The 25,676-nt window shown below is 63.4% G+C and carries 25 protein-coding genes; 13 read left to right on the top strand and 12 right to left on the bottom strand.

Translation table 11 applies throughout. From position 1 onward, the window contains the following. Positions 1-37 precede the first annotated feature (37 nt). Both ACO550_RS30945 and ACO550_RS30940 read right to left on the bottom strand, forming a co-directional pair. Entirely contained in the window at positions 38-634 is a 597-nt protein-coding gene (locus tag ACO550_RS30945; RefSeq protein ID WP_315595692.1) for a septation protein IspZ, read from the bottom strand. Next, positions 631-2,058, bottom strand: a complete 1,428-nt coding sequence (locus ACO550_RS30940) for a carotenoid oxygenase family protein (RefSeq protein WP_315595691.1) — start codon at positions 2,056-2,058, stop codon at positions 631-633. The genes ACO550_RS30945 and ACO550_RS30940 overlap by 4 nt, the downstream gene beginning before the upstream one ends. 254 nt (positions 2,059-2,312) lie before the next feature. Here ACO550_RS30940 and ACO550_RS30935 point away from each other — a divergent pair, with 254 nt between their 5' ends. Then, positions 2,313-2,783, top strand: coding sequence for a DUF2501 domain-containing protein (locus tag ACO550_RS30935; RefSeq protein WP_315595690.1), 471 nt, complete (start codon positions 2,313-2,315; stop codon positions 2,781-2,783). Between the two features lie 19 nt (positions 2,784-2,802). Here the strand turns inward: ACO550_RS30935 and ACO550_RS30930 are convergent, their stop codons facing one another. After that, on the bottom strand, positions 2,803-3,543 hold the full coding sequence (locus tag ACO550_RS30930; protein ID WP_315595689.1) for an FCD domain-containing protein: 741 nt from the start codon (positions 3,541-3,543) through the stop codon (positions 2,803-2,805). 192 nt (positions 3,544-3,735) lie between these two features. Between ACO550_RS30930 and ACO550_RS30925 the strand changes: the two genes are divergently transcribed. The 4 genes from ACO550_RS30925 to ACO550_RS30910 all read left to right on the top strand — a co-directional run bounded on the left by ACO550_RS30925 (position 3,736) and on the right by ACO550_RS30910 (position 8,063). Then, a complete protein-coding gene (locus ACO550_RS30925) occupies positions 3,736-5,034 on the top strand; it encodes an MFS transporter (RefSeq protein WP_315595688.1) in 1,299 nt (432 codons plus the stop codon). Positions 5,035-5,146: 112 nt separating this feature from the next. Further along, positions 5,147-5,875, top strand: coding sequence for a maleate cis-trans isomerase family protein (locus ACO550_RS30920; protein WP_315595687.1), 729 nt, complete (start codon positions 5,147-5,149; stop codon positions 5,873-5,875). A 26-nt stretch (positions 5,876-5,901) separates the two neighbouring features. Then, positions 5,902-7,320 (top strand): dihydropyrimidinase, encoded by a 1,419-nt coding sequence (gene hydA / locus ACO550_RS30915; protein WP_315595740.1) that lies wholly within the window; start codon positions 5,902-5,904, stop codon positions 7,318-7,320. Between the two features lie 5 nt (positions 7,321-7,325). Beyond that, the gene (locus ACO550_RS30910) at positions 7,326-8,063 is read left to right on the top strand and encodes an aspartate/glutamate racemase family protein (protein ID WP_315595686.1); all 738 of its coding nucleotides are present in this window, start codon (positions 7,326-7,328) and stop codon (positions 8,061-8,063) included. 33 nt (positions 8,064-8,096) lie between these two features. Here ACO550_RS30910 and ACO550_RS30905 read toward each other — a convergent pair whose 3' ends face one another. The 6 genes from ACO550_RS30905 to ACO550_RS30880 form a co-directional block, all read right to left on the bottom strand. Beyond that, positions 8,097-9,482, bottom strand: coding sequence for an FAD-containing oxidoreductase (locus ACO550_RS30905; RefSeq protein ID WP_315595685.1), 1,386 nt, complete (start codon positions 9,480-9,482; stop codon positions 8,097-8,099). A 68-nt stretch (positions 9,483-9,550) separates the two neighbouring features. Continuing rightward, positions 9,551-10,357 (bottom strand): peptidoglycan-binding protein, encoded by an 807-nt coding sequence (locus ACO550_RS30900; RefSeq protein WP_315595684.1) that lies wholly within the window; start codon positions 10,355-10,357, stop codon positions 9,551-9,553. A 151-nt stretch (positions 10,358-10,508) separates the two neighbouring features. After that, complete coding sequence (locus tag ACO550_RS30895; RefSeq protein WP_315595683.1) at positions 10,509-10,946, bottom strand: universal stress protein; 438 nt, start codon at positions 10,944-10,946, stop codon at positions 10,509-10,511. 82 nt (positions 10,947-11,028) lie between these two features. After that, positions 11,029-12,618 carry a gamma-glutamyltransferase gene (locus tag ACO550_RS30890; protein WP_315595682.1) on the bottom strand — a complete coding sequence of 530 codons (1,590 nt, stop codon included), beginning with the start codon at positions 12,616-12,618 and terminating at the stop codon, positions 11,029-11,031. An 80-nt stretch (positions 12,619-12,698) separates the two neighbouring features. Then, complete coding sequence (locus tag ACO550_RS30885) at positions 12,699-13,694, bottom strand: tripartite tricarboxylate transporter substrate-binding protein (protein WP_315595681.1); 996 nt, start codon at positions 13,692-13,694, stop codon at positions 12,699-12,701. A gap of 255 nt (positions 13,695-13,949) precedes the next feature. After that, on the bottom strand, positions 13,950-15,215 hold the full coding sequence (locus tag ACO550_RS30880) for a 4-aminobutyrate--2-oxoglutarate transaminase (RefSeq protein WP_315595680.1): 1,266 nt from the start codon (positions 15,213-15,215) through the stop codon (positions 13,950-13,952). A 94-nt stretch (positions 15,216-15,309) separates the two neighbouring features. Between ACO550_RS30880 and pdxR the strand changes: the two genes are divergently transcribed. Next, positions 15,310-16,842, top strand: a complete 1,533-nt coding sequence (pdxR, locus tag ACO550_RS30875; RefSeq protein ID WP_315595679.1) for a MocR-like pyridoxine biosynthesis transcription factor PdxR — start codon at positions 15,310-15,312, stop codon at positions 16,840-16,842. Here pdxR and ACO550_RS30870 read toward each other — a convergent pair. Beyond that, positions 16,825-18,384 carry a hypothetical protein gene (locus ACO550_RS30870; RefSeq protein WP_315595678.1) on the bottom strand — a complete coding sequence of 520 codons (1,560 nt, stop codon included), beginning with the start codon at positions 18,382-18,384 and terminating at the stop codon, positions 16,825-16,827. The genes pdxR and ACO550_RS30870 overlap by 18 nt on opposite strands. A 152-nt stretch (positions 18,385-18,536) precedes the next feature. On the opposite strand from ACO550_RS30870, the gene ACO550_RS30865 reads away from it, so the two are divergent. Then, positions 18,537-19,088 carry a GNAT family N-acetyltransferase gene (locus ACO550_RS30865; protein WP_315595677.1) on the top strand — a complete coding sequence of 184 codons (552 nt, stop codon included), beginning with the start codon at positions 18,537-18,539 and terminating at the stop codon, positions 19,086-19,088. Positions 19,089-19,100: 12 nt separating this feature from the next. Here ACO550_RS30865 and ACO550_RS30860 read toward each other — a convergent pair whose 3' ends face one another. After that, the gene (locus ACO550_RS30860; protein WP_315595676.1) at positions 19,101-19,535 is read right to left on the bottom strand and encodes a nuclear transport factor 2 family protein; all 435 of its coding nucleotides are present in this window, start codon (positions 19,533-19,535) and stop codon (positions 19,101-19,103) included. Between the two features lie 389 nt (positions 19,536-19,924). Here ACO550_RS30860 and ACO550_RS30855 point away from each other — a divergent pair, with 389 nt between their 5' ends. From ACO550_RS30855 to ACO550_RS30845, 3 genes are all read left to right on the top strand, one after another. Continuing rightward, a complete protein-coding gene (locus ACO550_RS30855) occupies positions 19,925-20,497 on the top strand; it encodes a cupin domain-containing protein (protein ID WP_315595675.1) in 573 nt (190 codons plus the stop codon). 103 nt (positions 20,498-20,600) lie between these two features. Then, positions 20,601-22,343 carry a Na/Pi cotransporter family protein gene (locus tag ACO550_RS30850; protein ID WP_315595674.1) on the top strand — a complete coding sequence of 581 codons (1,743 nt, stop codon included), beginning with the start codon at positions 20,601-20,603 and terminating at the stop codon, positions 22,341-22,343. Continuing rightward, the gene (locus tag ACO550_RS30845) at positions 22,340-22,762 is read left to right on the top strand and encodes a VOC family protein (protein ID WP_315595673.1); all 423 of its coding nucleotides are present in this window, start codon (positions 22,340-22,342) and stop codon (positions 22,760-22,762) included. The genes ACO550_RS30850 and ACO550_RS30845 overlap by 4 nt, the downstream gene beginning before the upstream one ends. A gap of 15 nt (positions 22,763-22,777) precedes the next feature. Here the strand turns inward: ACO550_RS30845 and ACO550_RS30840 are convergent, their stop codons facing one another. Beyond that, entirely contained in the window at positions 22,778-23,140 is a 363-nt protein-coding gene (locus tag ACO550_RS30840) for a glyoxalase superfamily protein (RefSeq protein ID WP_315595672.1), read from the bottom strand. A gap of 211 nt (positions 23,141-23,351) precedes the next feature. Here ACO550_RS30840 and ACO550_RS30835 point away from each other — a divergent pair, with 211 nt between their 5' ends. The 3 genes from ACO550_RS30835 to ACO550_RS30825 all read left to right on the top strand — a co-directional run bounded on the left by ACO550_RS30835 (position 23,352) and on the right by ACO550_RS30825 (position 25,566). Continuing rightward, positions 23,352-24,482 carry an ATP-binding protein gene (locus ACO550_RS30835; protein WP_485995065.1) on the top strand — a complete coding sequence of 377 codons (1,131 nt, stop codon included), beginning with the start codon at positions 23,352-23,354 and terminating at the stop codon, positions 24,480-24,482. Positions 24,483-24,594: 112 nt separating this feature from the next. After that, positions 24,595-25,053 (top strand): carboxymuconolactone decarboxylase family protein, encoded by a 459-nt coding sequence (locus ACO550_RS30830; RefSeq protein WP_315595670.1) that lies wholly within the window; start codon positions 24,595-24,597, stop codon positions 25,051-25,053. Positions 25,054-25,167: 114 nt separating this feature from the next. After that, complete coding sequence (locus ACO550_RS30825; RefSeq protein WP_315595669.1) at positions 25,168-25,566, top strand: hypothetical protein; 399 nt, start codon at positions 25,168-25,170, stop codon at positions 25,564-25,566. The last annotated feature ends 110 nt before the right edge of the window (positions 25,567-25,676 follow it).

Genomic DNA, 25,676 nt, shown 5'->3' with positions numbered 1-25,676 from the left:
CGCTTCAGAAGGTCAAAAGCAAAACCAGGACTCGATCCTACATGGCGATGCCGCTGTCGAGGGTTTCCTGCGGCGCGGCGACAGGCGCGGTGGCGGGACGCTTGCGCAATGCCATCTTCACGGCGGCATACTGCACACAGAACAGCACGGCCTTGGACGCAGCCGGATAGATCGCGATAAATACCGGCCATGACGTGGTGTGCCAGACCGCCACTACCAGATTCAGCACGGCCGAAACCAGCATCAGCGCGGCCCACGCATACCCGAAGCGCGTCATTTCCGGCTGGATGCGCGGCACTAGTTCGGCCGGTACATAACGGTTCATCCAGCCCTTGCGCAGCATGACGAGGCCAATGATCAGGAACAGGACGCTGGGCTTGGCCATGACAAAGCGTGGATCCGAGGTCAGCCAGGTGGCGACGGACGACACCACCACCGATGCCAGGCTGATCCATTGCAGCACGGCCACCCGATGGCCGCGTAGCAACTCCCGGCCTACCACGGCCAGCGCCACGGTCAATCCCGCCAGCGTGGCGATCCGTAGATCGACCTTCAACGCCATCAGCACGGCAAAGACCAGCACCCCAAGCGTATCCAGAATGACTGGCCATGCCACACGCAGCAGCTTGCTCATGCGAGTTCCCCTTCCACCCAGTTGCCATGAAAGCCGAATGGCACGCGCTGCGGCAACGCCACCTTCGCGAGCGGGCCGGCCGCGATGTCGCATGCCTCGAAGACCAGCAGTTCGCTGGTATTGGATGCGCTGCGCCACACCACCGCCAGAATCCAGCCATCACCTTCCTGCTGGCCCCGGGCAGCGAACACCGGCTCCGAGGTGATGTCGCCACGCGGCAACCAGTACTCGCGCTGCCCGCCCTCCGCAGCACCCGAAGCATCAACGTGCACCAGTCCGCCCAGTGTGTCTTCCCCTGGCCGGCTCGCGGCAAACCAGCCGTGGCGATGCCTGCGCCCTGCCACCCGATCGTCGATACGCGGGAATTCGCCGGGAATGTCGCACAGCCGTTGGCTGGTGAACACCTTGCAGCCGGGCGTCAAATCAAAGGTCCAGCGGGTCAGGAATGCCTGCTGGCGCGATGGATCGCCGGACGACCCATCCGCGCGCGGAAACAGCGGCGCTTCGTCATAGGCCATCACGTCTGCAATGATCGCGTTATCGGTTTCCCATGCATTGAGCACGTGGAATACGTAGCACGGCGGACCTTCGTACCAGCGCAGCACCGGCGACGCAGCATCGCGCGCCATCACACCGATCATTGCTGGCCGTTCTGGCTCGAATGCATAGGCCGGCAGGCGTTGCTCCGCACGCTCGCGGCTGCCGGTCAGCGGCAGGATCGGGAACAGCAGATGCCGCGATGTCATCATGAAGTCGTGCACCATGCTGCAATACGGGGCTTCGAACTTCATGTAGCGGGCCAGGCCACCATCTGCATCGATCGTCCCGACACTAATGCCGCGTGTGAACAGGCCATCGGCGTTATAGCCGAAGAAGAACATCTCGCCGGTGTGCGGATCGATCTTCGGGTGGGCGGTAAATGGGCCTTGCTGCGCGCCGTACTCGGCATAGCCAACGGTATCCAGCGTTGCCGCGGACAGCTGCGTGGGCCGGTGCCCCTCTTCAAGCGCCAGCAAGCGGTGCGCATGCCAGACGATATTCGTATTGGCCACGCCGCTGTCGGTGCCAGCCCACTCGGGTGCATCGGGCACCTTGCCAGCGAAGGTGCGAAACAGCGCGCGGCCCGCGCGATCCTCGTCGATCCAGCGTGGCGTGCGCACCCAGCGGTTTCGATACGCGGCCCGGCCATTGGCCAGGGAAATGGCGTGGATCATGCCATCGCCGCCAAACCAGTGGGTTGCCGGTGTCGGATAGCGCGGATTCGGGCCGTTGCGGTACAAGGTCCCGCTCAGGCCCGAAGGCAGAGCCCCATCGATCGACAGCCCGGTAGCCTCGATCTCGCGCTGCACCGGCGCGTAGTTGCCGGTGGACCATATGCCCAGCGGCATTTTCGTGACCGTGCCCGCGTCCTGTCGTGGATCCACATCGGCCTCCCCATTCATCTGATCACTGTTTAGTTTGGGGTATTGAAGATGGCGGGCGATGCCAGGTCAAGGGAATTGTCGGGAGTTACTCGGGAAATGTCGTGAACCGCCGTCACGGCGTCGCGAACGGCAGGCTTGCGCAGGTTTGCCACATGATGCTGCATCGCGATGCAAAAAACCTTCACATCTCAGGCGCCGCCACACGCGTATATTGAGGAGGCCATTCAAGGCATGACCGCATAAGGAGTCTTCCCATGGCCGTGTTCACCGTTTCCGCCACGTTGCGTCGCACGCTAACGCTTGCCGTACCCGCGTCCCTGATCGTTTTTACCGGCATCGCCAACGCCCAGCTTGGCGACCTGATGAAATCGTCGCCACTGTCGTCGGGCAGCGCCGGCCAGAGCGCCACCGGTGCGCTGGGCAACCTGGGCGGGCTGTCGGTGTCCTCGCTCAGTTCCGGCAGCGCCGGCAATGCGGCCGGCGTGATCGAATACTGCGTCAAGAACAACTACCTGAATGCCGACTCGGCGACTTCCGCGGTGAAAGACAAGCTGCTCGGCTCTGTGTCGGGCGGCACCAAGGACAGTGGCTATGGCGAGGGCTCGCGCGGCATCCTGTCCACCAGCAACGGCAAGCAGTTCGATCTCAGCAGTAGCGGCCTGAAAGCCGAAGTCACCAAGCAGGTCTGCGACAAGATTCTTGCGCAGGGCAAGTCGATGCTTTGAGGCTGGTTGGTGTGAGCGGCTAGCTCGCCCGGGCCAGCTGGCGGCGCGGGGTGTTGGCGGCCTGCGCTGCCGGTTCGGCCAGCGTCAGCTCGACAACCCGCAGCACTTCCCTGGCGGTGTTCTCGGAATGCTCGCGCAGGATCTGCGCCAGGCGCGGGCGGCCGGGTTCGCGCAACGCGGCCATGATGTCCTCGTGCTCCTCGTGCGATTCCTGCCAGCGCAACAGGTCGGCGTTGGCCGCCCCGCGGGCGCGATGCACCTTGCTCATCAGCATGGCGTAGATGCCCGATAGCACGGCGTTGTCCGCGCTATCGATGATCAGCTGATGGATCTCCTGGTTGATGCGGAAGTAATCGGTGCGCCGGCTCGCGGCGTGCGCATCGATCATCGCCTGATGCTTGCGCTCGATTTTTGTCAGCGCCGCGTCCCCGATGCGCAGCGCAGCCAGTTCTCCGGCGTGCGCTTCGAGGCCATGCAGCGTCTCGAACGTCTCGCGCAATTCGTTCAGGTCCAGCGGCGCAACGCGATAGCCGATGTATTGGCGATGCAGCACCAGCCCTTCGGACACCAACACCTTGAGCGCTTCACGCAGCGGCGTCTTCGAGACATCGAACGCATCGCAAAACGCCTTCTCGTCGATACGCACCCCTGGTGGAAGTTCGCCCTCCTGAATCATGGTGCGCAGCCGCGCCGCGATCTCGGCGGACATGCCAAGTGTGCGGAGTCGGGCGGTTTTGGGCAGCGTTTGTGTCACGGACATCACCAGGATGGGGAAATTGCACTGAAACGAAGACTATCACACCCAAAATTGGTGCTTACCCTATCTATATAAATCAACAACTTACAAGCGTTGTAATTACAGATTACTTATCCTATACTGCGTCCAGTTGCGCGACACCTCAAACAGAAAGCCTCGAAACGCAGCACCAAGGAGCAAAGGAGACCCCCCGTCATGTCCACCACAAGTCAGGCCACAACCATGTCGGCCACGCGCAGCGGCGTCCGCTGGAAGATCTTCCTGATGATGCTGTTCCTGATTGCGATCAACTACATCGACCGCGCTTCGCTGTCGGTAGCCATGCCGTTGATCGCCAAGGAATTCGACCTGAGCCCCACCATGCAGGGGCTGATCCTGAGTTCGTTCTTCTGGACCTATGCGCTGATGCAAGTGCCGGGCGGCATGCTGGCCGACAAGTACAAGCCGCGTATCGTGATTGCCTGCGCCACCGTGTTCTGGGGCGCGTTCCAGGCCCTGGCCGCGGTCTGCACCACGTCTACCGCGTTGCTGCTGACACGCCTGGGCCTTGGCGCTGCCGAAGCACCGATCTACCCGGCTGGCGGCAAGCTCAATGCAATCTGGATGACGCAGAACGAACGCGGCCGTGGTGCCACGCTGCTCGATGGCGGCGCACCGCTGGGTGCGGCACTGGGCGCGATCATCATTACGTGGCTGATCGCCTCGCTTGGATCGTGGCGCCTGGCGTTCGTGGTGGCCGGCGTCGGCACCGTGATTGCCGGTGCGATGGCCTGGTGGTACATCCGCAATTCACCGCGTGAACATGCTGGCGTCAACGAACTCGAAGCACGTTATATCGAGGAAGCCCAGGCCAACGAAAACCGCGCCGAACCGGCCAACCTGTCGGGCCGCTCGCTCGACTTCTTCAAGTACCGCTCGGTCTGGTGCATGGCCATTGGCTGGATGTGCTTCAACACCGTGTTCTATGGCCTGCTGACCTGGATGCCCAACTACCTGAACAAGGTGCACGGCTTCGACATCAAGGCCATGGGCGGCGCCAGCTTCATCATCTTTTTCTGCGGCTTCATCGGCGAACTGATTGGCGGCTGGATTGCCGACAAGTGGAAGGAAGCCGGCGGCCGACCCAACGTGGTCATGCGTACGCTGTTCGGTATCGCCGCCGTGGTGGCCACGGTCTCGATCTTCTCGGTGGCCTACGTGACCAATCCGGTGGTGGTGGTGGCCCTGCTGTCGTCCACGCTGTTCTTCCTGCGTTGGTGCGGCCTGTTCTGGTGCATCCCGTCGATCCTCGGCACCCGCAACAAGATCGGTTTCCTGGGCGGCGTGATGAACCTCGGCGGTAATATCGGTGGCATCAGCGTGCCGATCATCGTCGGCATGATCGTGCAGTTCACGGGCTCGTACTTCCTGGCGCTGATGTTCTTTGCAGCCGCCGGCGTGGGCCTGCTGCTGGCATCCACGGCCATCGACTACGAAAAGAAGCTCCCGGTCTGACAACAGTCGGCTGGAGGTTTCCCGCCTCCAGCGCCGACCTCGAACAATAAAACCAATATCCATCCCGAGGCATCGCGCCCAGACGGTGCCCGACAACTCTTGAGAACCAACCATGAGCAAGCAGATTCGCCTTGGCATGCTGACGCCCTCTTCCAATACTGCGCTGGAGCCCATTACCAGCGCGATGGTCAGCGGCCTGCCCAACGTCAGCGCGCATTTCTCGCGCTTTACCGTCACCGAGATCTCGCTGCGTGACCAGGCGCTGGGCCAGTTCAACCTGGAAAAGATCCTGGCCGCGGCCAGCCTGCTGGCCGATGCCCGCGTCGACGTGATTGCCTGGAACGGCACGTCGTCGGGCTGGCTCGGCTTCGAGAAGGATCAGGCGCTGTGCAAGCAGATCACTGAAGCCACCGGCATTCCCGCCACCACCTCGGTGCTGGCACTGAACGAGATCCTCGAGAAAACCGGTGCGCGCCGCTTTGGCCTGGCCACGCCCTACCTCGGCGACGTACAGCAGCGCATCATCGCCAACTACCAGCGCAGCGGCTTCGACGCTTCGGCCGAACGCCATCTGGAACTGCATGTGAACTACAGCTTCGCCGAAGTGGAAGAAGACACCATCCGCAAGATGGTGCGCGAGCTGGCAAAGGAAAACGTGCAGGCCATCACCACGTTCTGCACCAACCTGCACGCAGCGCACCTGGCCGAGGAACTTGAGGCCGAGACCGGCATCCCGCTTTACGACACGATCTCCACCGTGGTGTGGAAGTCGCTGCGGCTGGCGGGTGTGGACACCAGCGCCCTGAAGGGCTGGGGCCGTCTGTTCCGCGAAGTGGCGTAAGCAAGCAGCATCGGAGAGTGATGACCATGCCCGCAGACAACAATCTTGACCTGGTGATCCGCAATGCCGACGTGGTCACCGCCTCCGACCGCTTTCGTTGCGATATCGGTGTACGTGGCGGCAAGATCGTGGCGTTAGGCCACGGCTTGCCCGCCGCGCAGCAGGAAATCGACGCCACGGGCCTGCTGGCCCTGCCCGGCGGCGTCGACGGACACTGCCATCTGGACCAGCCCATGCCCGACGGCATGCGCATGGCCGACGACTTCTTCACCGGCACGCGCGCGGCCGTATGCGGCGGCACCACCACCGTAATCCCGTTCGCCGCCCAGGAAAAAGGCGCCTCGCTCAAGGCGGCCGTGACCGACTATCACCGCCGGGCCGATGGCCGGGCCGTGATCGACTATGCGTTTCACCTGATCGTGGCCGATCCCACGCCGGCCGTGTTGCAGGACGAACTGCCCGCGCTGATCCGCCAGGGCTACAGCTCGTTCAAGGTCTACATGACCTATGACGACCTCAAGCTGTCGGATCGCGAAATGCTCGAAGTGCTCGATGTCGCGCGCCAGAACAAGGCGCTGGTGATGGTGCATGCCGAGAACGCCGACTGCATTTCGTGGCTTACCGACAAGCTGGTTGGCGAAGGCCGCATCGCGCCGCGCTTCCATGGTCTGGCACGCCCGGCCGTGGTGGAGCGTGAAGCCACGCATCGCGCGATATCGTTTGCCGAACTGGTCGATGTACCGATCCTGATCGTGCATGTGTCCGGCAAGGAAGCCATCGAACAGATCCGCTGGGCCCAGGGCCGGGGCATGAAGATCCTGGCGGAGACCTGTCCGCAGTACCTGTACCTGACCGCCGAGGACATGGGCCTGCCCGGTGACGACGGCTACGAGGGCGCGAAATGCGTGTGCAGCCCGCCGCCGCGCGACCCCGAGAACCAGGCCGCGGTGTGGCGCGCGCTGACCAACGGCGTGTTCAGCGTGTTCTCGTCGGACCATGCGCCGTTCAACTATGACGACCCCGAGGGCAAGAAGCTCGGCGGCAGCGCACAACCGTTCGACCATATTCCCAACGGCGTGCCCGGTATTGAAACGCGCCTGCCGCTGCTGTTCGATGGCGTGACGCGCGGCAAGCTGTCGCTGCACCAGTTCGTCGACCTGACGTCGTATCGGCCAGCCAAGATCTATGGCCTGTATCCGCGCAAGGGCACCATCGCGATTGGCGCCGATGCCGATATCGTGCTCTGGGACCCTTCGCGCAAGGTGCGCATCGCCAACACCAACCTGCATCATGCGGTGGACTACACGCCGTACGAAGGTATTGAAGTCACCGGCTGGCCCATGACCACGTTCTCGCGCGGCGAGATGATCGTGCGCAATGGCGAATACCTGGAGCCCGCCGCAGGCCGCGGCAAGTTCCTTGAAGCCGGCCAACCGGAACTCTGAATCCCATGAACCTCCTGATCGTCAATCCCAATATCAGCGCGTCGGTCACCGACCTGATCCATGCGGAAGCCCAGCGCACAGCCGCACCGGATACCCGTATCACAATGGCTACGGCGGCATTCGGCGTGGCCTATATCGAAACGCGCTTCGAGGCGCTGGTGGGCGGCTATGCCACGGCCTGCGCGGCAGCCGAACATGCGGGCAAGTTCGATGGCCTGGTGGTCGCTGCGTTTGGTGATCCCGGGCTGGCCGGGCTCAAGGAATTGTTCGATGTCCCGGTGGTCGGCATGACCGAGGCCGCGCTGGCCAGCGCCTGCCTGCTGGGCCAGCGCTTTTCGATCATCGCGATCTCGCATCGGATTGAAGCGTGGTATCGCGAATGCGTCGCCGCCAATGGATTGGCATCGCGGCTGGCCAGCATTCGTTCGCTGCAGTCGCCCCTGCGCGACATCGGCAGCGTGCAGGAGGATCACGCGGCAAGGCTCGAAGAACTGAGCCTGCAAGCCGTGCGCGAAGACGGCGCCGACGTGATCATCGTGGCCGGTGCGCCGCTGGCGGGGCTGGCCCGCTCGCTCAAGGGCAAGATTCCGGTGCCGGTGGTCGATGGCGTCAGCAGCGCGGTACGTCACTGCGAATCGCTGGTGGCACTACAGGCCGGCAGCGCGCGCGAAGGCAGCTTTGCCCGGCCGCCGCAAAAGACGAATGCCGGCTTGCCGCCGGCGCTGGCGAGCCTGCTCGCCTAAGGCAAGTAGCGAAGCACCAGGCCGACGTCGGGCCTATGGCGCCGACAACTCGCCCAAGATCGTGGGAATCAGTTCCGACACCGTGGGATGGATCGCCATGGTCCGCGCAAGCTGTGTATACGGGGCTTGCGCGGCCATTGCCGACAGCACGAAGTGCACGGCCTCGTCTCCGCCGGGCCCAAAGATGGCGGCGCCGAGAATACGCTCGGTTTTGGCGTCGACCACCACGCGCATCGATCCCTGCGCCTCTCCTTTCTCGACAGCCCGCATCACGCGGGTCATCGGCCGCTTGCCGATTCGCACGCTGTGTCCGGCTGCGCGTGCCTGCGCCTCGGTCATGCCGACCCGTCCGAGCGGCGGATCGATAAACAACGCATAGACGGGGATGCGGTCGGCCACCGAACGCTGTTCGCCATCCAGCAGATTGGCGGCGACGATCTCGAAGTCGTTGTAGGCGGTATGCGTGAACGCGCCGCGGCCATTGCAGTCGCCCAGCGCCCAGATACCATCGACGTTGGTGCGCAACTGGTCATCGACCACGATATTGCCGTGCGCATCGGTTTGAACGCCGGCCTTGTCGAGGCCAAGATCGTCGGTATTGGGGAGTCGCCCGACCGCCACCAGCACATGGCTGCCCACCACCGCAGGCTCGCCGGATGCGCAGTCGACACCCACCTGCACGCCATCTGCATGCCGGCTGACCGTGATGCAGTTCGCGTTGGTACGCACAGCAATACCTTCGGCCTCAAGAATCTGTTGCACCTGGGTCGATACTTCTTCGTCCTCACGTGCAATCAGGCGTGGCCCGCGTTCGACGAGCGTGACTTCGGCGCCAAACCTGCGGTATACCTGCGCGAATTCGAGTCCGATATAGCTGCCGCCCACCACGATCAGGTGGCGCGGCACGGTGTCCAAAGCCACCATGTCGACATTGGTCAGATGTGGGGTCTGCGGCAATCCATGAATCGCTTCCGGTACCAGGGCACGGCCGCCGACGTTGATAAAGATCCGCTCGGCCGTCAGCAATCGCTGGTCGACCCGCACGGTATGCGGACCTTCGAAACGCGCGTGGCCGCGGATCAGCGTGGCCCGTGGCATGCCCTCGATCCAGCGTGTGACGCCGTTGCGGCTTTTGGCGATGATCGCCTGCACGCGGTCGCGTACTGCAGGCATGTCGATATGCGGTGCGCCCGGCAACACTACGCCATACTCTGACGCGCGTGCCGCCATGCGCGCCACATAGGCGCTTGCCACCATCGCCTTGGTAGGCGTGCAGCCAACGTTCACGCAAGTCCCGCCCACCAGCTCGCGCTCGATGACCGCCACCGACATGCCGGCGGCGGTCAGGCGATTGGCCAGGGCGGGAGCGGCCTGACCGGTGCCAATCAGGATCGCGTCGAAGTGATCGGAAGTGGTCATCGATAGGCTCCCGGCAAGGTAGTCGATCGATTATAGGCAGTGCCAAGACGAGACCCACCATGTCCGGCTCAGTCGGGCATCAGGGCATCGCCACGCTGGTACGCATCCACAAAGCGGTCGAGGCCATGGACACCGCCATTGACCAGCCGCCGCGCTGCCTGGAAGTTGCCGCTCAGCAATGCGTCCTTGATCGACAGTTCCCGATCGCCGATAAACATGGCCAGCAACGCCGCTGCCACGGTGGGATCGTTGGCGCGTTCGGGCTGGTTGACCAGGTCTTCGCGCGGCGACAGGCGCGGACCATACGTGGTGTAGTTATGACGCCCCGTCAGTTGCACAAAGCCACGCCCCCGGTAGCTGGCGCCATCCGGCCTGCCCTTGTTGCCAAGATCGCGGCGACTGTCATACAGGTCGAACTGGTGTCCGGTCGACGATGTATTGAAGCGCGAGATCCCTTCATTGATGGGACGAAAACTCTCGGTCTCCGCGCGGATCGTGGCCAGCGCCATCAGGATCATCGGCTTGTCGCGCAGTTGGTGGTCAAGCAGCCCCTGCAATACAAACGGCAGGTTGGTCTTGATATTGGCCAGCGGCGTCTGCGGGAACATCTGGCTGACAATCTGTACCGTCACGTTACCGGTCGCATCAGGCAGCGTGTTGTCGGCCAGCAGGCCCATCGCGGTCAGCGTGCGAGGCCCGGCAATGCCATCGGCCAGCAGGTTCTCGCTGCGCTGGAAACCGATCACTGCCGCCGCCGTACCTTGGCCAAACTCGCCATCGATAACGCCGGGACTGAAGCCCAGCTCCTTGAGCCGGTTTTGCAGACGCAAGACGGCTGGTCCGATATCGCCAACCCGGAGTGTTTCGGTTGCCATGCCGGTCCTCCCTTGGGCCACAGTGGGGGCCCTGGCCGAACTTCCGGTCGAAGTCTAGGCAGCGCCAGACCGGCCGGACAGTGGCCTGAAGTTGGACCCTTCAATACCCAAACGGGGGAAAAACCGGTGATGTCACCGCAGGCTCTGCCACTTATGGATGGGTCTCCGCATCCTTGGCATTCACCACAATCGTGGGGACCGACGACTGCGCCACAACCTTCGAAACGACCGACCCAGTCAGCGCGGCCTTGAGGGCGCCGATGCCCTTGGCGCCAAGCACCACGAGGTCGGCGCCATGTTCCGCGGCGAAACCGGCAATCGAATCGGCGGCGTCGCCGCGTAGCCAGTGATCATGGATTTCGTCGGCATGGCCGTCGAGTATGCGACGTGCGCCTTCGAATGCCAGGCGCGCCGACTCACGGTTCTCCTGTTCGAAGTCGACCGCACTGAAACCGGTGCGGCCCAGCATCGGCGAAACATGCAATACATGGACCACGCGCGGCGTGGCCAGCGCCCGGGTGTCTGCCACCCAGGACGCAGCGCCAAGGCTGTGGGCCGAACCGTCTACTGCCAGCACGATCACCGTCATCGGGCGCTCCTGTGAAGATTGTCGGTAGCGACACAGGATACTGCATGTAGCGCTCCGATTCCTTCTGCGTGCGCAGCCCGCGTCAGTAGCCCACTGCCTGTCCATCGCGTCGCGAATCAGACGCGGCAACGTATCCGTGCGCGGCCTTGTAGATCAATTGCGCGGAACCGAATTCCAGGCTGTCACGCGGCGCCACCTCTACGCGGTGGCCGCGCTCACGCAATGTGGCCACCACGTCGGCAGGCAGATGCGCTTCCACATTGACCACCGGTCCATGCTCCACGCGGAAGCGCGGTGCATCGCTCATGGCCTGCGGGTTCTGTCCGAATGCGGCCAGTCGCGCCATCATCTGCACATGGCCCTGCGCCTGCATCGACCCACCCATCACGCCGAAAGCCATCACCGGTGCGCCATTGCGCGTGACAAAGCCGGGGATGATGGTATGCATCGGTTGCTTGCCCGGGGCCACGCAATTGGCATGGCCCGGCTTCAGGTTGAAGCCCTCGCCACGGTTATGCAGCGAGATACCGGTGCCCGGCACCACCACACCCGAGCCAAAGCCACGATAGTTCGACTGGATAAACGACACCATCGATCCTGCCGCATCCGCAGCCGCCAGATAGACGGTGCCGCCAGTCTTCGGCGTGCCGGCCGAGGGCGTGCCAGCGCGCTTCAGGTCGATCAGCGCGGCACGTTCCGCAAGGTAGGCCGGATCAAGCAATTCGGCCGCCGTATGCCGCATCGTCGCCGGATCGGACACATGGCGATGCAGGTCGGCAAACGCCAGTTTCATGGCCTCGATGCTGACGTGATAGAAGTCCGGGCTATCGACACCCATGCCTTCGAGGTCAAACCGATCGAGGATACCCAGGCCGATCAGCGCGGCGATGCCCTGCCCGTTCGGCGGAATCTCGTGCAGCGTATAGCCACGGAAATCCTGGCTGATCGGCGTGACCCATGACGGTGTATGCGCGGCCAGATCGTCGCCGCGAATCGCCCCGCCGGTTTCCTCGGCGAACGCGACGATGCGTGCCGCAAGTTCGCCCTTGTAGAAGCTCTCACCATCGCTTTCGGCGATCTTGCGCAGCGTGGCGGCCTGCTCCGGAAAACGCCAACGCTCACCGGCCACCGGCGCGCGGCCATCGCGCATGAACGCGGCGGCAAAGCCCGGTTGTTCGCGCAGCACCGGCACCTGCGCGGCCCACTGGCGCGCGATCTGCGGCGACACCAGGAAGCCCTGCTCCGCATACTCGATGGCCGGGGCAAACAGGCGTGCGAACGGCAGCTTGCCGAAGCGCGCGGACAACGCTTTCCAGCCTGCCACCTGACCCGGCACGGTCACGGTATCCCACCCGACGGACGGCATGCGATCGCGGCCCGCGAAATACTCGGGGGTCCAGCGTGCTGGCGCGCGGCCGCTTGAATTCAGTCCGTACAGTTGCCCTTCGTGCCAGACCAGCGCGAACATGTCGCCGCCGATACCGTTCATGACGGGTTCCACCACTGTCAGCGCAATCGCACTCGCAATGGCGCTGTCGATGGCATTGCCGCCTTCGTACAGCATGCGCAGGCCAGCCTGCGCGGCCAGCGGCTGGCTGGTGCTGACGGCATTGGCGGCCAGCAGCGGCATTTTCTGGGAGGGATACGGGAACGACCAGTCGAAAGGCAACATGGGAAATCAGGTAAGGAAGATGAAAATGGCGCCACGGTGCGAGGATGCAAGAGTGCCACTGGCACCGTGGCATGAAGCACTTACTGCAGGGTCACGCCCGATTGCTTGACGAGCTTCTCGGTGCGGGGAATTTCCGCGCCAATCATCGTGTTGAAATCGGAGACGCTGCCGCCGCGCGGTTCGGCACCGGTCACGGCCAGCTTCTCGCGGAAGTCCGGCGTGCTCAGCAGCTTGTTGATCGACGTATTGAGCTTGCCAACCACATCGGCCGGCGTACCCTTGGGGGCCACAATGCCGTACCACGGCGCGATATCGAATCCGGCATAACCCTGTTCGGCAATGGTCGGGATCTCTGGCGCCTGTGGCGAGCGCTTGGCGGTGGACATGCCCAGCGCGCGCAGCTTGCCGGCCTTCACATATGGCAGGCCGGTCATGATGGTGTCGAAGTACATCGATACCTGGCCCGACAGCAACGCAGGAATGGCCTCGCCCGCGCCCTTGTACGGGATATGGACGATATCGATGCCCGCGGCGGCCTTGAGCATTTCACCGGCGATATGCGAGGTGGTGCCGGTGCCGAACGACGCGTAGCTGAGCTTGCCCGGATTGGCCTTGGCATAGGCCACCATCTCGGGCAGGGTCTTGAACGGCAGCGACGGATTCGACAGCAGGATGTTCGGCGTGATGGCCACCACGGCAACCTTCTCGAAGGCGTCCGGATCGTAGCTCAGCTTCTTGTACAGGAACCGGTTGGTCACCATCGACGCCGGCCCCGACATCAGCAGCGTGTAGCCATCGCCGGGCGCCCGCGCGGCGGCTTCGCTGCCGATCATGGCTGCCGCACCGGGGCGGTTTTCCACCACGAACGTCTGGCCGTACTCCTTCGACAAGCCCGCGCCCAACTGCCGCGTGATCAGGTCGGTGGCCGAGCCGGCCTGGAACGGCACCACGATACGCACTGGCTGCGTGGGCCAGTCGCGCGCACCCTGGGCCATGGCCAGCGACGATGCGGCCAGGAGCGTGACTGACAGTAGTGCCCCGACCGGTGCCCGGAAAGAAGAGAAACTGAAACGCATATCTTGTACCCTCGTTGATTCGAATGAAGACCATCCTCGGCAAATGCGCTGCGAATGGCCCTCTTCATTCCGCAATTTGCGTGCCACGGGCATTGCGGCATGTGCGACGCGAGCCCCTGCCGCCCCCTTCGGCGTGTCGAAGTTTGCGTGGCTTGCGCACCGGTTTGGTTCTGGTCTTGCCGGTGCGAATGGGGCTGGCGTTGTCTCCTGGTGCCGGGGCACCGTCGAGGTGCCCGGCGTTCTCGTTTGTTTGGGCTATGCGGTCAATGCCTGCGCCAGCGTTGCCAGCGCTGCGTCGAACTGGTCCTGCGGAATCGTGAGCGGGTACAGGAAGCGGATCACGTTGCCGTAGCTGCCGCATGTCAACAGCAGCAGTCCGGCCTGCAGCGCGCGCTCCTGCACGCGTTTGGCGTGATCGGCACTGGGTGCGCCGGTGGCGGGATCGCAGAATTCGGCCGCAATCATCGAACCGAGCCCGCGCACCTCGGCCAGCGCCGGACATTGCTTGCGCAGGTGGTTCAGGTGTTCCTGCAGTTGCGCACCCAGGGCGGCGGCGCGCTCGCACAGTTGCTCGGCTTCGATGGTGTCGATCACCGCATGCGCGGCGGCCACGGCCAGCGCGTTGCCGGCATAGGTACCACCGAGGCCGCCCGGCAGCGGGGCATCCATGATCTCTGCGCGGCCAGATACGGCGGACAGCGGCATGCCGCCAGCCAGGCTCTTGGCCATGGTGATCAGGTCGGGCTGCACGTCGTGGTGCGACATCGCGAACAGCTTGCCGGTGCGGCCGAATCCGGTTTGCACTTCGTCGGCAATCAGCACGATGCCGTGCTTGTCGCACACCGCGCGCAGGCCTCGCATGAATTCCGTTGGCGCGGGCAGGAAGCCGCCCTCGCCCTGTACGGGTTCAACGATGATCGCCGCTACGCGTTGTGGATCGATATCGGACCTGAACAGGTTGTCCAGCGCCTGCAACGCTTGCTCGGTGGTAATGCCGTGCAATGGGTTCGGGAACGGCGCGTGGTAGATGTCCGACGGAAACGGGCCAAAACCCACCTTATACGGCACCACCTTGCCGGTCAGCGCCATGCCGAGCAGCGTGCGCCCATGAAACGCACCCGAAAACGCGATCACGCCGGCGCGGCCGGTATGGGCACGCGCGATCTTGATGGCGTTTTCCACGGCTTCGGCGCCCGTCGTGAACAGCGCGGTCTTGTTCAGGCCCGTGATTGGCACCAGTGCGTTGATGCGCTCGGCCAGCGCCACATAGCTCTGGTACGGCACCACCTGATACGCGGTGTGCGTAAAGCGTTCGAGCTGCGCGGCCACCGCCTGCATCACGCGTGGATGGCGGTGCCCGGTATTGAGCACCGCGATGCCGGCGGCAAAGTCGGTGTAGGCACGGCCTTCCACGTCCCACAGCGTCGCGTTCTCGGCACGGTCCGCATAGAAATCACACATCACGCCGACACCGCGTGGTGTGGCAAGGGCACGGCGTTGATTCAGTTCGATATTTTTCATGGTCGTGGAGCAATCAATGGCACAGCGATGTTGCACATTTCATCAGATTTGGCTCTACAATCCAGCGCCACTTTGATAAATCCAATGGTGCCAATTGAAATCGATCTGCGGTGACCTGTTGCTCCAGCGCCTGGGACCCGAGGGCCTGGCCGCGTTCGGCAAGCCCTTGAACCGGGGGCTCTACGCATGTATCCGGGGCGCGATTCTCGATGGCAGCCTGGCGCCGGCCACGCGGCTGCCGCCGCAGCGTGACCTGGCAGCCGAGTTGGGGTTGTCGCGCAATACGGTGATGTTTGCGTACGAGCAGTTGCTGGCCGAAGGCTATCTGCGCGCGCGTACCGGCAGCGGTACCTTTGTGGCCGACACGGCGCCGGAAAGCTATCTCAACGCCACTGCCGAGACCGTCACCGAGTCAGCGCCACGCGCCATGCCGGGCATCTCGCCAAGAGGCCAGCAACTGTTGGCGAACGCGTCGGCATCGCCCACGCAATGGGGTGCATTCATGCCCGGTGTGCCTGACCTCAGGCGGTTTCCACATCGGCGCTATGCCCAGATTTCGGCGCGGCTGTGGCGACAACCGCAACCGGAATGGCTCAGCTATAGCCACGGGGGCGGCCTGCCCGCCTTGCGTGAGGCCGTGGCGGCGCACCTGCGCGTGGCACGCTCGGTGCGCTGCGATGCCGCACAGGTGCTGATCACCGAAGGCATCCATCAGGCCATCGACCTGGTGGTTCGGCTGCTGGGATCGCCCGGCGATCAGGCATGGGTGGAAGAACCGAGTTACTGGGGCATTCGCGGCGTGCTGCAGGTCAGCGATATCGGCATGAGGCCGATGCCAGTGGACGATGAGGGCTTGACGCTTCCTACATCGGAGAATGACCGAGACCAGCCTGCGCCGCGCTTTATCTTTGTCACGCCCTCGCACCAGTATCCGCTCGGGGCGGTCATGAGCCTGAGGCGGCGGCGTGCGCTGCTGGAATTTGCACGGCAGAACGGCAGCTGGATCGTGGAAGACGACTACGACAGCGAGTTCCGTTTCTCGGGCCAGCCGATTCCGTCGCTGCAAGGCATGGAAGCCGACGCGCCGGTGATCTACATCGGCACGTTCAGCAAGACGCTATACCCCGGCTTGCGCATGGGCTATCTGGTATTGCCGCGCCCGTTGGCCGACGCGTTCCAGACCGCCCACGCCGAGCTCTACCGCGCGGGCCACCTGATGACGCAGGCCACCTTTGCGGAATTCATGCAGGCTGGCGACTACGCGGCGCATATTCGACGCATGCGGCCGCTCTATGCCAGGCGGCGCGCGGTGCTGGCCGCACTGGTCGAACGTTACCTGGGCCCCTCGGCACTGAACACGCACGGCAGCAATGCCGGCCTGCACCTTGTGCTGCGCCTGCCCGACGATGCGGACGACGTGGCCATTACCGCGGCAGCCCGCGCCAGGGGTATCGTGGTACGCCCGCTCTCGCGCTACTACCTTGGCAAACCCGTGCAGAAGGGATTGCTGCTTGGCTATGCGTCGGTGCCCGAAGAGGACATCGGGCCAGCCTTCGAGGTGTTGCTGGGCTGCCTGCCAGCCGGCCGGATGCGCCAGAGGGCTGGAGGATCAGCCCAGCAGCGCTGACGTATGCGGCTCCAGCATGACCTTGTCCTCCATGCCGGCCAGGACGTTCTCCTGCACCTGCTGATTGCCGCGCAAGCCGTCGCGGCTGTCCTTCTCGGCCGCCTTGACCAGCGCCAGCACGTCGACGGTACGGGTGCGCGACGTGGGCGTTGTGGTATCCGACTCCAGTTCGCCAATCACGTACTTCTGGGTGCGTTGCGACTGCTGGGCCGATTGCGTCAACGTGGCGCTGACCAGCTTGCCCTTGCGATAGGCGAACTGGCTCTGGCTGCTGGCGCTGTCGTGGATCTGGTCGTAGTAATAGCTCTGCGAATACTTGCTTTCGGTCAGGGACAGTTTTGCATCCGCGGACAACGCGCGATGGAAACTCGCATCGAGGCTCGACTGCTGTTGCTGTGTCACGGCGCGATCCGCCTGGCTGCGGCCCTGCAACTGCGTATCCTGCGAAACCTTGTAGGCGAATGAATCGACTTCGTCGGTCCGCAACGGATTGCTTGAGGTGGGCGTCTGGGTGACGGATGCCGAGAAATCGGCCAGCCCCGTCAGCATGCCGTGATCGCCCTTGCTGAGCGTAAAGCGCGACTGCTGCGTGGTGGCCGTGTTGTAGTGGCTGTGCAAGGCACTGAACGCGTCCTTGAACATGCTCATCAGCGCGGCATCGCCCTGGCCTCGCGACCTGGCGTCGTCAAACTGCTGCAGATACTTGCTGACGGCCTTGGCCTGCTGTGCGGGCGTGCCAAAAATCGCCGCGTTGGCCATGTCGACGCTCAGTTTCAGCGTGCCGGTCGGACCGGTCGACGTGACCGAGCGTTGCTGGTCGTCGGCCTGGAATTCGACGGTCTGCACCTGGTTGTTGCCGACGGCAACGCTGGCCTGCAACTTCACAGATGCCAGCGCGGTGCTGTCGTACTGCGTCAGGCCGGAGATGTCGAGCCGTGGCGGCACTTCACTCAACGCGTCGATCGATTGCTGGAACGACTGCGCCAGCTTGCCGATTGCCGCCCGTTCCGTATCACTGAGCTCGCCGTCGCTGACCGACAGTTTCACGGCCAGTCGATCGCCATCGCTGCCTAGCGTGATGCCAACCGTGGCACCGCCGCGCGTGGTGATAGTCAGCTTGATCTCATTGGCGGCCTGCGTATGGAAATCCGTTGCGGACACCGTATCGACCGAGGTCCCCGGCGCCAACTGGATCACCGCCTGCGAGAAACTGGAGCCGCCATCCCTGACCTGATCGAGCAGCGTCGCGCCAAGGCCGCCAAAGCGGCCGGACAACTTCGAGGCCGACATATTGCCTGCCATGCGCAGCGAAACCAGGTCGTTCGGCGCGCTTTCCCAAACCGGCGTCGGGGCGGTCTGGACGGCGGAATAGGTTGGCGATACGCTCGACTGGCCCAGCGTAACCACCGTCGACGGTGATGCCGATGCCGTGCTGGCGACTGGAGCGACCGGGGTCGAGGCGGCGGATGTGGCAGCCTGGCTGGCTGCGGTCTGCTGCTGCGCGATCAGGCTTTGCGAGCCCACTGAGGAAATGGCAACCATACAAGCACCGGTATCATCTTGATGCAGTGCCTTAACGGCTACTTTTTGCTCGGCTTGAGGCTTGGCGCATGCACGGCGCTTGCCTACCATGACATCACGCCGACTACCGGACCCCGCCGATGCCTGCCGACCCCGCCCCGCTGCCCTGCTCCATGCCCCAACTCCCGGCGCGCGTGACCTTGCGCAACGGACAGCAAATACTGTTGCGCCAGATTCGCGCAGACGACAAGGCCGGCGTGCTCGACGCGTTTCAGCTGCTTTCCGACGATTCGCGCTACACGCGCTTCATGGCCATGATGAAGGACCTGCCCGAAGCGCTGCTCGACCATGTCGTGCACCCGCAGCCCGGACGCGAATGCACGCTGGTGGCGGTGGCGAATCCCGACAAGACCGGCGAACTGGTCGGCGGTGCCAGCTATACCGCGATTGCGGGCCGCGATGCCTGCGAGTTTGCCGTGACCCTGCTCGACGGCTGGCATGCGCAGGGACTAGCGCGGGTGCTGATGCAAACCCTGATCGAGGCAGCCCGCGCCGGCGGCTTTCATATGATGGAGGGCTATGTGCTGGCCTCCAACACCGCGATGCGCGGGCTGGCCCATCGGCTCGGCTTCACCGACACGATCTGCGCGGACGACGCCACGCTACGGGTGGTGACTCTCGAACTGAACCCGGCCGGTATCGCGGTAGCAGGTGCTCCCGCCTAGCGGCCAACGATCTTACTTTCCCCCCTTCAGTACGGCCTGCTGCGAAGCCAGCTTTGCGCCCATGGCCTCGGCCAGCGCATGCAGCCCGGACATCGGCCGCACCATGACTTCGAACTCCTCGATCTTGCCGGCCTCGTCAAAGCGCAGCATGTCGATGCCTTTCAACGCCTTGCCATCGATCTCCGCACTGAACTCCAGCACCACGCCCTGTCCGTCTGCCGTGGCAAACACGCGGTGATAGGTGAAATTCTGAAAGACCGTGTTCACGGTCTTCAGCACCAGCTTGATTGCCGCGCGCCCCGGATACGGGCTATGTGCCACGGGCGAGCGGAACACGATCCGGTCTGACAGCAGCGGATCCAACTCCTCCATGGCATTGCGCTCCAGCAATTGATGCCAGGTGTCCAGCGTTTGCTGAGCGGCGGGTATCAGGCCTTGAACGTCCATGCGGGTCTCCTTGGTTTAGTTTTTTATGCAACTGGTTGCATAAGACACATCGTAGCGGCTTCCGGAGTGAAGCACCAGCCTTCTCCATTGATGACCGGTTGGGATTAACCCGCTGCCAGTCATGCACCGCAGGCATATTGACAGCAAAGCTGCACACAAAATGCTAGAAATGCAAAATCAGACAAAGACCTACAGCCGGGCGATGTGCCGCACTCTACGATTCTTCTCAGGACCTGACCCGTCCTTTTCAACCTCCCCCTGCAAGCCCGCCTGCATCCCTGTCAGGCGGGTTCTTTTTTTGCCCTCCCGCCCGTCCGCTTTGGTCCGCTTGGGTCCGTTTTGTGCGATTCCGCATATAGCCATCTGTCACATTCGGGAAACATGCGGCCATGCCAACGGATCGACGGGAGAAGTCCACCATGGGCGATACGCCGCATGACCTGCGCCAGTCCGGCACATTCCAACCTGTTCAAGGCTGGCCCGATAGCCCATGTCCGATCGAGCCGGCATGGATACGCAGCGGCACCCCCGTGACGCGCTGCAACGAACACTCCACCACCGCGGACGGCCTGGCCTGGACCATGGTCTGGGATTGCACGCGCAGCACGTTCGAATGGCACTACAGCATCGATGAAGTGGTCGTGATCCTGGAGGGCAGCGTGCGGGTCACCGACTGCCATGGCACAAGCCATACGCTCAACGCTGGCGATGTGGGCTATTTTCCGTGCGGGTCGTCATGGCTCTGGGAGGTGGACCATTACGTGCGCAAGGTTGCCTTCTGCCGCAACGAGGTACCGCGCGCGGTCCGTCTGCCGCTGCGGGTATGGTGGCGACTCAAGCGCGAACTGCATGGCAACGGTTCATTGGCGCGTGCCGGACGGGTGTTGGAGCAGTACCTGCACCGCCTGGTCGGGGTCGGGCGTACGACTGCCACGCTCATGCTGATCGGCATGCCGCTGTAGCACACCGCAGGTTCCGAAGTCCGTTGCCGCCAGCGGCCACGGCCATAGGCGCGCGCACGGACACGCCGTACAATGGCAGCCCCGTGGTCCTGAATGCCAAACCATGCAGCCCGGTGCCTCTTTGAACCTGCCTGAAATCGTTGGCCTGCTGGTTGGCGGGCTGGCCTTGTTCCTGTATGGCCTCGATTGCATGACCGGCGCGCTGAAGGCCATCGCCGGGACCCGCTTGCAATCGCTGCTCGGCACCCTGACCGCCAGCCGCTTGCGGGGCGTGCTGGCCGGCGCCGGCATCACCGCACTACTCAATTCCTCGACCATCACCACGGTCCTGCTGGTTGGCTTTGTTTCGGCCGGACTGATGACGCTGGCGCAGTCGATTCCGGTGATCATGGGTGCCAATATCGGCTCCACGCTGACCGCGCAGATCATCGCCTTCAATATCTCGGCGATCATTCCCTACCTGCTCGCGGCTGGTTTCCTGCTGCACGGATTCTCGAAAAAGGAGCTGCTGCGGCAACTGGGCAGCGTGCTGCTGGGCCTTGGCCTGCTGTTCCTTGGCATCGAGTTCATGGGCAACGCTACCCGGCCCCTGCGCAACTACGAGCCGTTTATCGCCGTAATGCAGGACATGCGCAACCCGCTGCTCGGCATCCTGATTGGCGCGGTCTTCACGGCGATCGTGCAAAGCTCGGCGGCCACGCTGGCCATTGTGATCGCCCTGGGCAGCCAGGGGCTGATCCCGCTGGAATCCGGCATTGCCCTGATCCTTGGCGCCAATGTCGGTACCTGCGGCACGGCGCTACTGGCCGCCATCGGCAAGAACGCCGAGGCCACGCAGGTCGGGGTGGTACACCTGCTGTTCAATATGCTGGGCGTGCTGTTCTTCGCCTTCATCATTCCGCAATTCGCGGATGTGGTGCGGATGCTGTCGCCAAGCGCACCGGAGTTGACCGGTGCCGCACGCCTGGCCGCCGAAACGCCGCGCCAGGCCGCCAACGCCCATACCATCTTCAGCGTGGTCAGCACCGCGCTGCTGATCTGGTTCACGGGTCCGATCGGCTGGCTTGCCCAACGCATTGCGCCGTCGTCGCGCAAGGTCTTGCACGATCCCGGCGTGCCACGCTTTCTGGACGAAGCGCTGCTCGACATGCCGGCACTGGGCATTGCACGTGTGCAGCTGGAACTGGCAAACCTTGGCAAGCAGGTGCAGGAACTGGTCCAGCGTAGCGCGGCCACGGCCATGCGTGGCACCGCGCACGACATTGTTGCGCTGGCCGAGCACGACCGCGCGGCTGACGAGCTGAACACGGCCATCCTCGGCTATATCGGCAAACTTTCCGATGGTGATCATTCCGAAGACGAAAGCCGGCAACTGGTGGACCTTACGCGCATTGCCGCCGGTCTCGACGCCATTCGCGAGGTGGCCACCACCAGCATGTTGGCATTGAGCCAGCGCCGGATGGCACAAGGCGCGGACCTCGACCGACTGCGCAATCCGCAGACCGGGGCGCTGGCCACGGCGGTGCTCGGGTATTTCGGGCAGGCCGTGGACCGGATCGTCCATCCCGACGCCGAGGACGTGGCACGCATGGTGGCGGCCAAGGCCGATATCGAGAATCTTGCGGCATCCGCCAGGCAAGGCATCATGGCCGCGTTGCCGTTGCGCACCGCCGACGACGTCGTGAACTTTCGCCTGGCCAACGACATGTTCGAGCATCTCAACGAGGTTGCGCGGCTGTCGCGCGCCGTAGCCAAGGCCACGGTCCTGCTGCACGACGTGCGCGTGGCCGAACCCACCCGGGCAGAGATACCAGCCCCCGCCAATCCGTTGCAGGAGTTGTCATGAAAGCGCGCATTTCCGTCCTGACGCTTGGCGTCACCGATCTCGAGCGCGCCGTCGCGTTCTATCGCGACGGTCTGGGCCTGCCCACGCAAGGCATCATCGGCAAGGAGTTCGAGCACGGCGCGGTCGCGTTCTTCGAGCTGCAGGCGGGGCTGAAGCTGGCATTGTGGGCACGCGACAACCTCGCGTGGGATACCGGACTACCGCTCGGCACGCCCTGCCCCACGGGCTTTTCGGTTGGCCATAACGTCGGCAGCAAGGCCGAGGTAGACCAGGTGATGGCGCAAGTCGCCCAGGCCGGCGGCAAGCTCGTCAAGCCGGCGCAAGACACGTTCTATGGCGGCTATGCGGGCTACTTCCAGGATCCGGATGGCAACCTCTGGGAAGTGGTCTGGAATCCGTCGCTGATTCCCGCCGAATGAGGTGGCGCTGGCCGGTCAGTCCTTTTCCTGCGAGAAGCAGAGGCGGTTGCCGAACGGATCGGTAATGCGTACCTGGCGCGCCCAATCCTCCTCTACGACACCGGGCTTTGCATAGGTGTACTGCTTGGCGATCAGCTCTTGCTGCAGGCTATCGACGTCGTCGATCCGCACATAGACGGCCGAGCCCGGTGTGGCGTCGCCGTGGTGTTCGCTAAGGTGCAAGGTCAACCCCGAACGCGACACCTGCATGTAGAGCGGGAAGTCTTCACCGAATCGATGCTGCCAGTCGACCGTGAAGCCAAGGAAATCGACGTAGAACTCCCTGGCCTTGTCGACGGAAAAAATGCGCAGGATGGGGATGGCGGGCGACAGGTTCATGGCTCTTCGATCCGGAATCGATGTGTGACGCATTGTGCCAGCCTTGATACGTTAATGTCCGGGAAACGCCACAAAAGTGGCGCTAAGTAAACTTTCAAAGCGTTCTGGGGAGCCGTTTTACTTGTAATTATGGAAAGCCTATAATTATTGAAATTCAATGATTCAGACTAAGTGCCTCATGAGCTACCTATTCAGTCGCCCCAGACTCGCCATGCAGATGGCCCGACAGCTGCTGTACCCGGGCGTGCTCGATGAGGGCTTGCGTTCCGGCCTGTTCCTGTCCGGCTTGAGGCGCATCGGCAAGACCACGTTTCTGCGCAACGACCTGATACCCGCGCTGGAAGAACTTGGCGCCATCGTGATCTACGTGGACCTGTGGAGCGACACCCAGCGTAGTCCGGCCGCACTGATACTTGCCGCGGTCAAGAAAGCACTGCTGGATCTTGAGTCGCCGTCCAGTTCGGCCGCGCGCAAGCTCAAACGTCTTGCGGGTGCCGATGTCGGCGCGTTTGGCTTCAAGTTCGGCTTCAAACTTGAAAACCTCGGTGAAGCTGGCGGCGCGACGTTGGCGCAGGCACTTGGCGAGGTCGTCGATCAGGCCCGGACCGATGTCGTACTGATCGTCGACGAGGTCCAGCACGCCATTACCTCGGACGAAGGCAACCAGATGCTGCTGGCGCTCAAGGCCGCGCGCGATGCCATCAACCCACGCCCCGACACGCCCGGGCACTTCCTGTTCGTAGGCACCGGCTCGCACCGTGCACTGGTGGGCGAACTCACGGCGCGGCGCAACCAGGCGTTCACAGGCGCCACGTCGGTGGCCTACCCGGTATTGGACAAGGAATATGTGTCCTACCTGCTCGACCGGCTTTCGGCGGAGGGTTTCGCGTCCTTGCCGACGCTCGAGGTGGCTGTGCAGGCATTCCAGACACTGGGCAACCGGCCCGAGGAAATGATCAAGGCGCTGCGCCAGCTGCATTTCCATCTACCCCAGGGCAGCAACCCTGACGAGCACCTACCCGTCATCGCCAATACGCTGCGCTCGGCCGCCGCCGATATCGAACTGATGAAACTGGAGCAGTTGGGTGGCCTGGCCACGGCGATCTTCGACCGCATCGCCTCGGCCGCAGGCGACGCACGGGGGCTGTTTTCGGCCGAGGCCGCCGCTGAGTACTCAAAGGCCATCGGCCGCGAGGTGAAGGTGGAAGAAGCGCAACCATTGGTCAATGAACTGATGGCCACCAACCTGATCATGCGCAAGGGCCACGGCCTGTATGGCATCACCGATCCGTTCGTGCAGGAGATGTGGCGCGAACGCAAGACGATCGAGGGCAAGCTCTGATGCGAAATTATTTCTGAAATCCTGTCACAACCGCGTTCGCCGGTTCGTCTTATGGACAAACGGATGCAGATTGCCGCATCCGCCTCCATCAACCTGACGAAAGGTGAACATCATGTCTGCACGTCTCAACTTCTTCAAGCTGGCCCTGCCGAACCAGAAGGCCCTGATTGCGCTGTCCCAGGCCTGCAAGACTGGGCCACTTGGCGAGCGCCTGGTGGAACTGATCCAGTTGCGCGTATCCCAGATCAATGGCTGCGGGGTTTGCATCGACATGCACTGGCGCGACCTGATCAAGCAAGGCGTCGACCCGCGCCACCTGAACGCGATCGCCGGCTGGCGCGAGGCACCGTTCTTCGACGCCCGCGAACGCGTCGCGCTGGCCTGGGCCGAAGCGGTCAACGCCCTGCCGCATCGTGACGACACCGACGCCGTATATCCCGAACTGCGTGAGCACTTCAGCGAAGAGGAAATCGCGCAGATGTTGTACACGATCGCCGCCATCCGCGGCTGGAACGTGATGAACCTGAGCCTGCGCAACCAGATTCCGGTGAACCCGCCGCCGGGCATGTAAAAAGCCCCGACCCCGGGGTATGTGGCATCAGGTTGCATACCCCACTTCGGCGCTGCTGCGGACGTGGCAGCCACGTGATAGCGTGTGCCCCGCCTTCCACTCTGTCGACCGAAGATGATTGTCTACCTGCTGCTGATCGCCGCGTTCCTGTTCATGGCCTTTATCTTGCCGCTCAAGGTGACGATCGGCATGGTGCTGCTGATCGTGGTGATCGGCTTCGTGGTCAAGATCGTGGCTCGCATGGTTACCGGCAACGACCCGACCCTCGGTGAGTCGCTCAAAGCCGTCGCCCTGGCGGTTTTCTTCAACGCAATCATCAGTACTGCACTGGCAAAAATCGCCGGTGGCCCGGTGACCGGCATCTCTGCACTGGTGGCTTCGGTCATCGGCTTCCTGGCATTTGCGCTGGGCTTTGCGATGATGCTGCAGGCCACGATGAAACAGAGCGCGGTGATCGCGCTGGTATCAACACCAATCGCTGGCGTGATGCTCTATGGCGCGCTGAAACTCTGAGGGTTTTGGCTCCCCTCTTTTTTTCTCCCCTCTCCCGCGCCGCGGGAGAGGGGCTGGGGGAGAGGGCATGAGGTTCTGCTTGCCGACTGTCGCAATTTGAGCCGCTGGCC

This window comes from Cupriavidus sp. (assembly GCF_057315035.1).
Note: the sequence above shows the minus strand (reverse complement) of the source record. Positions and strands in the feature narration are given on the sequence as shown.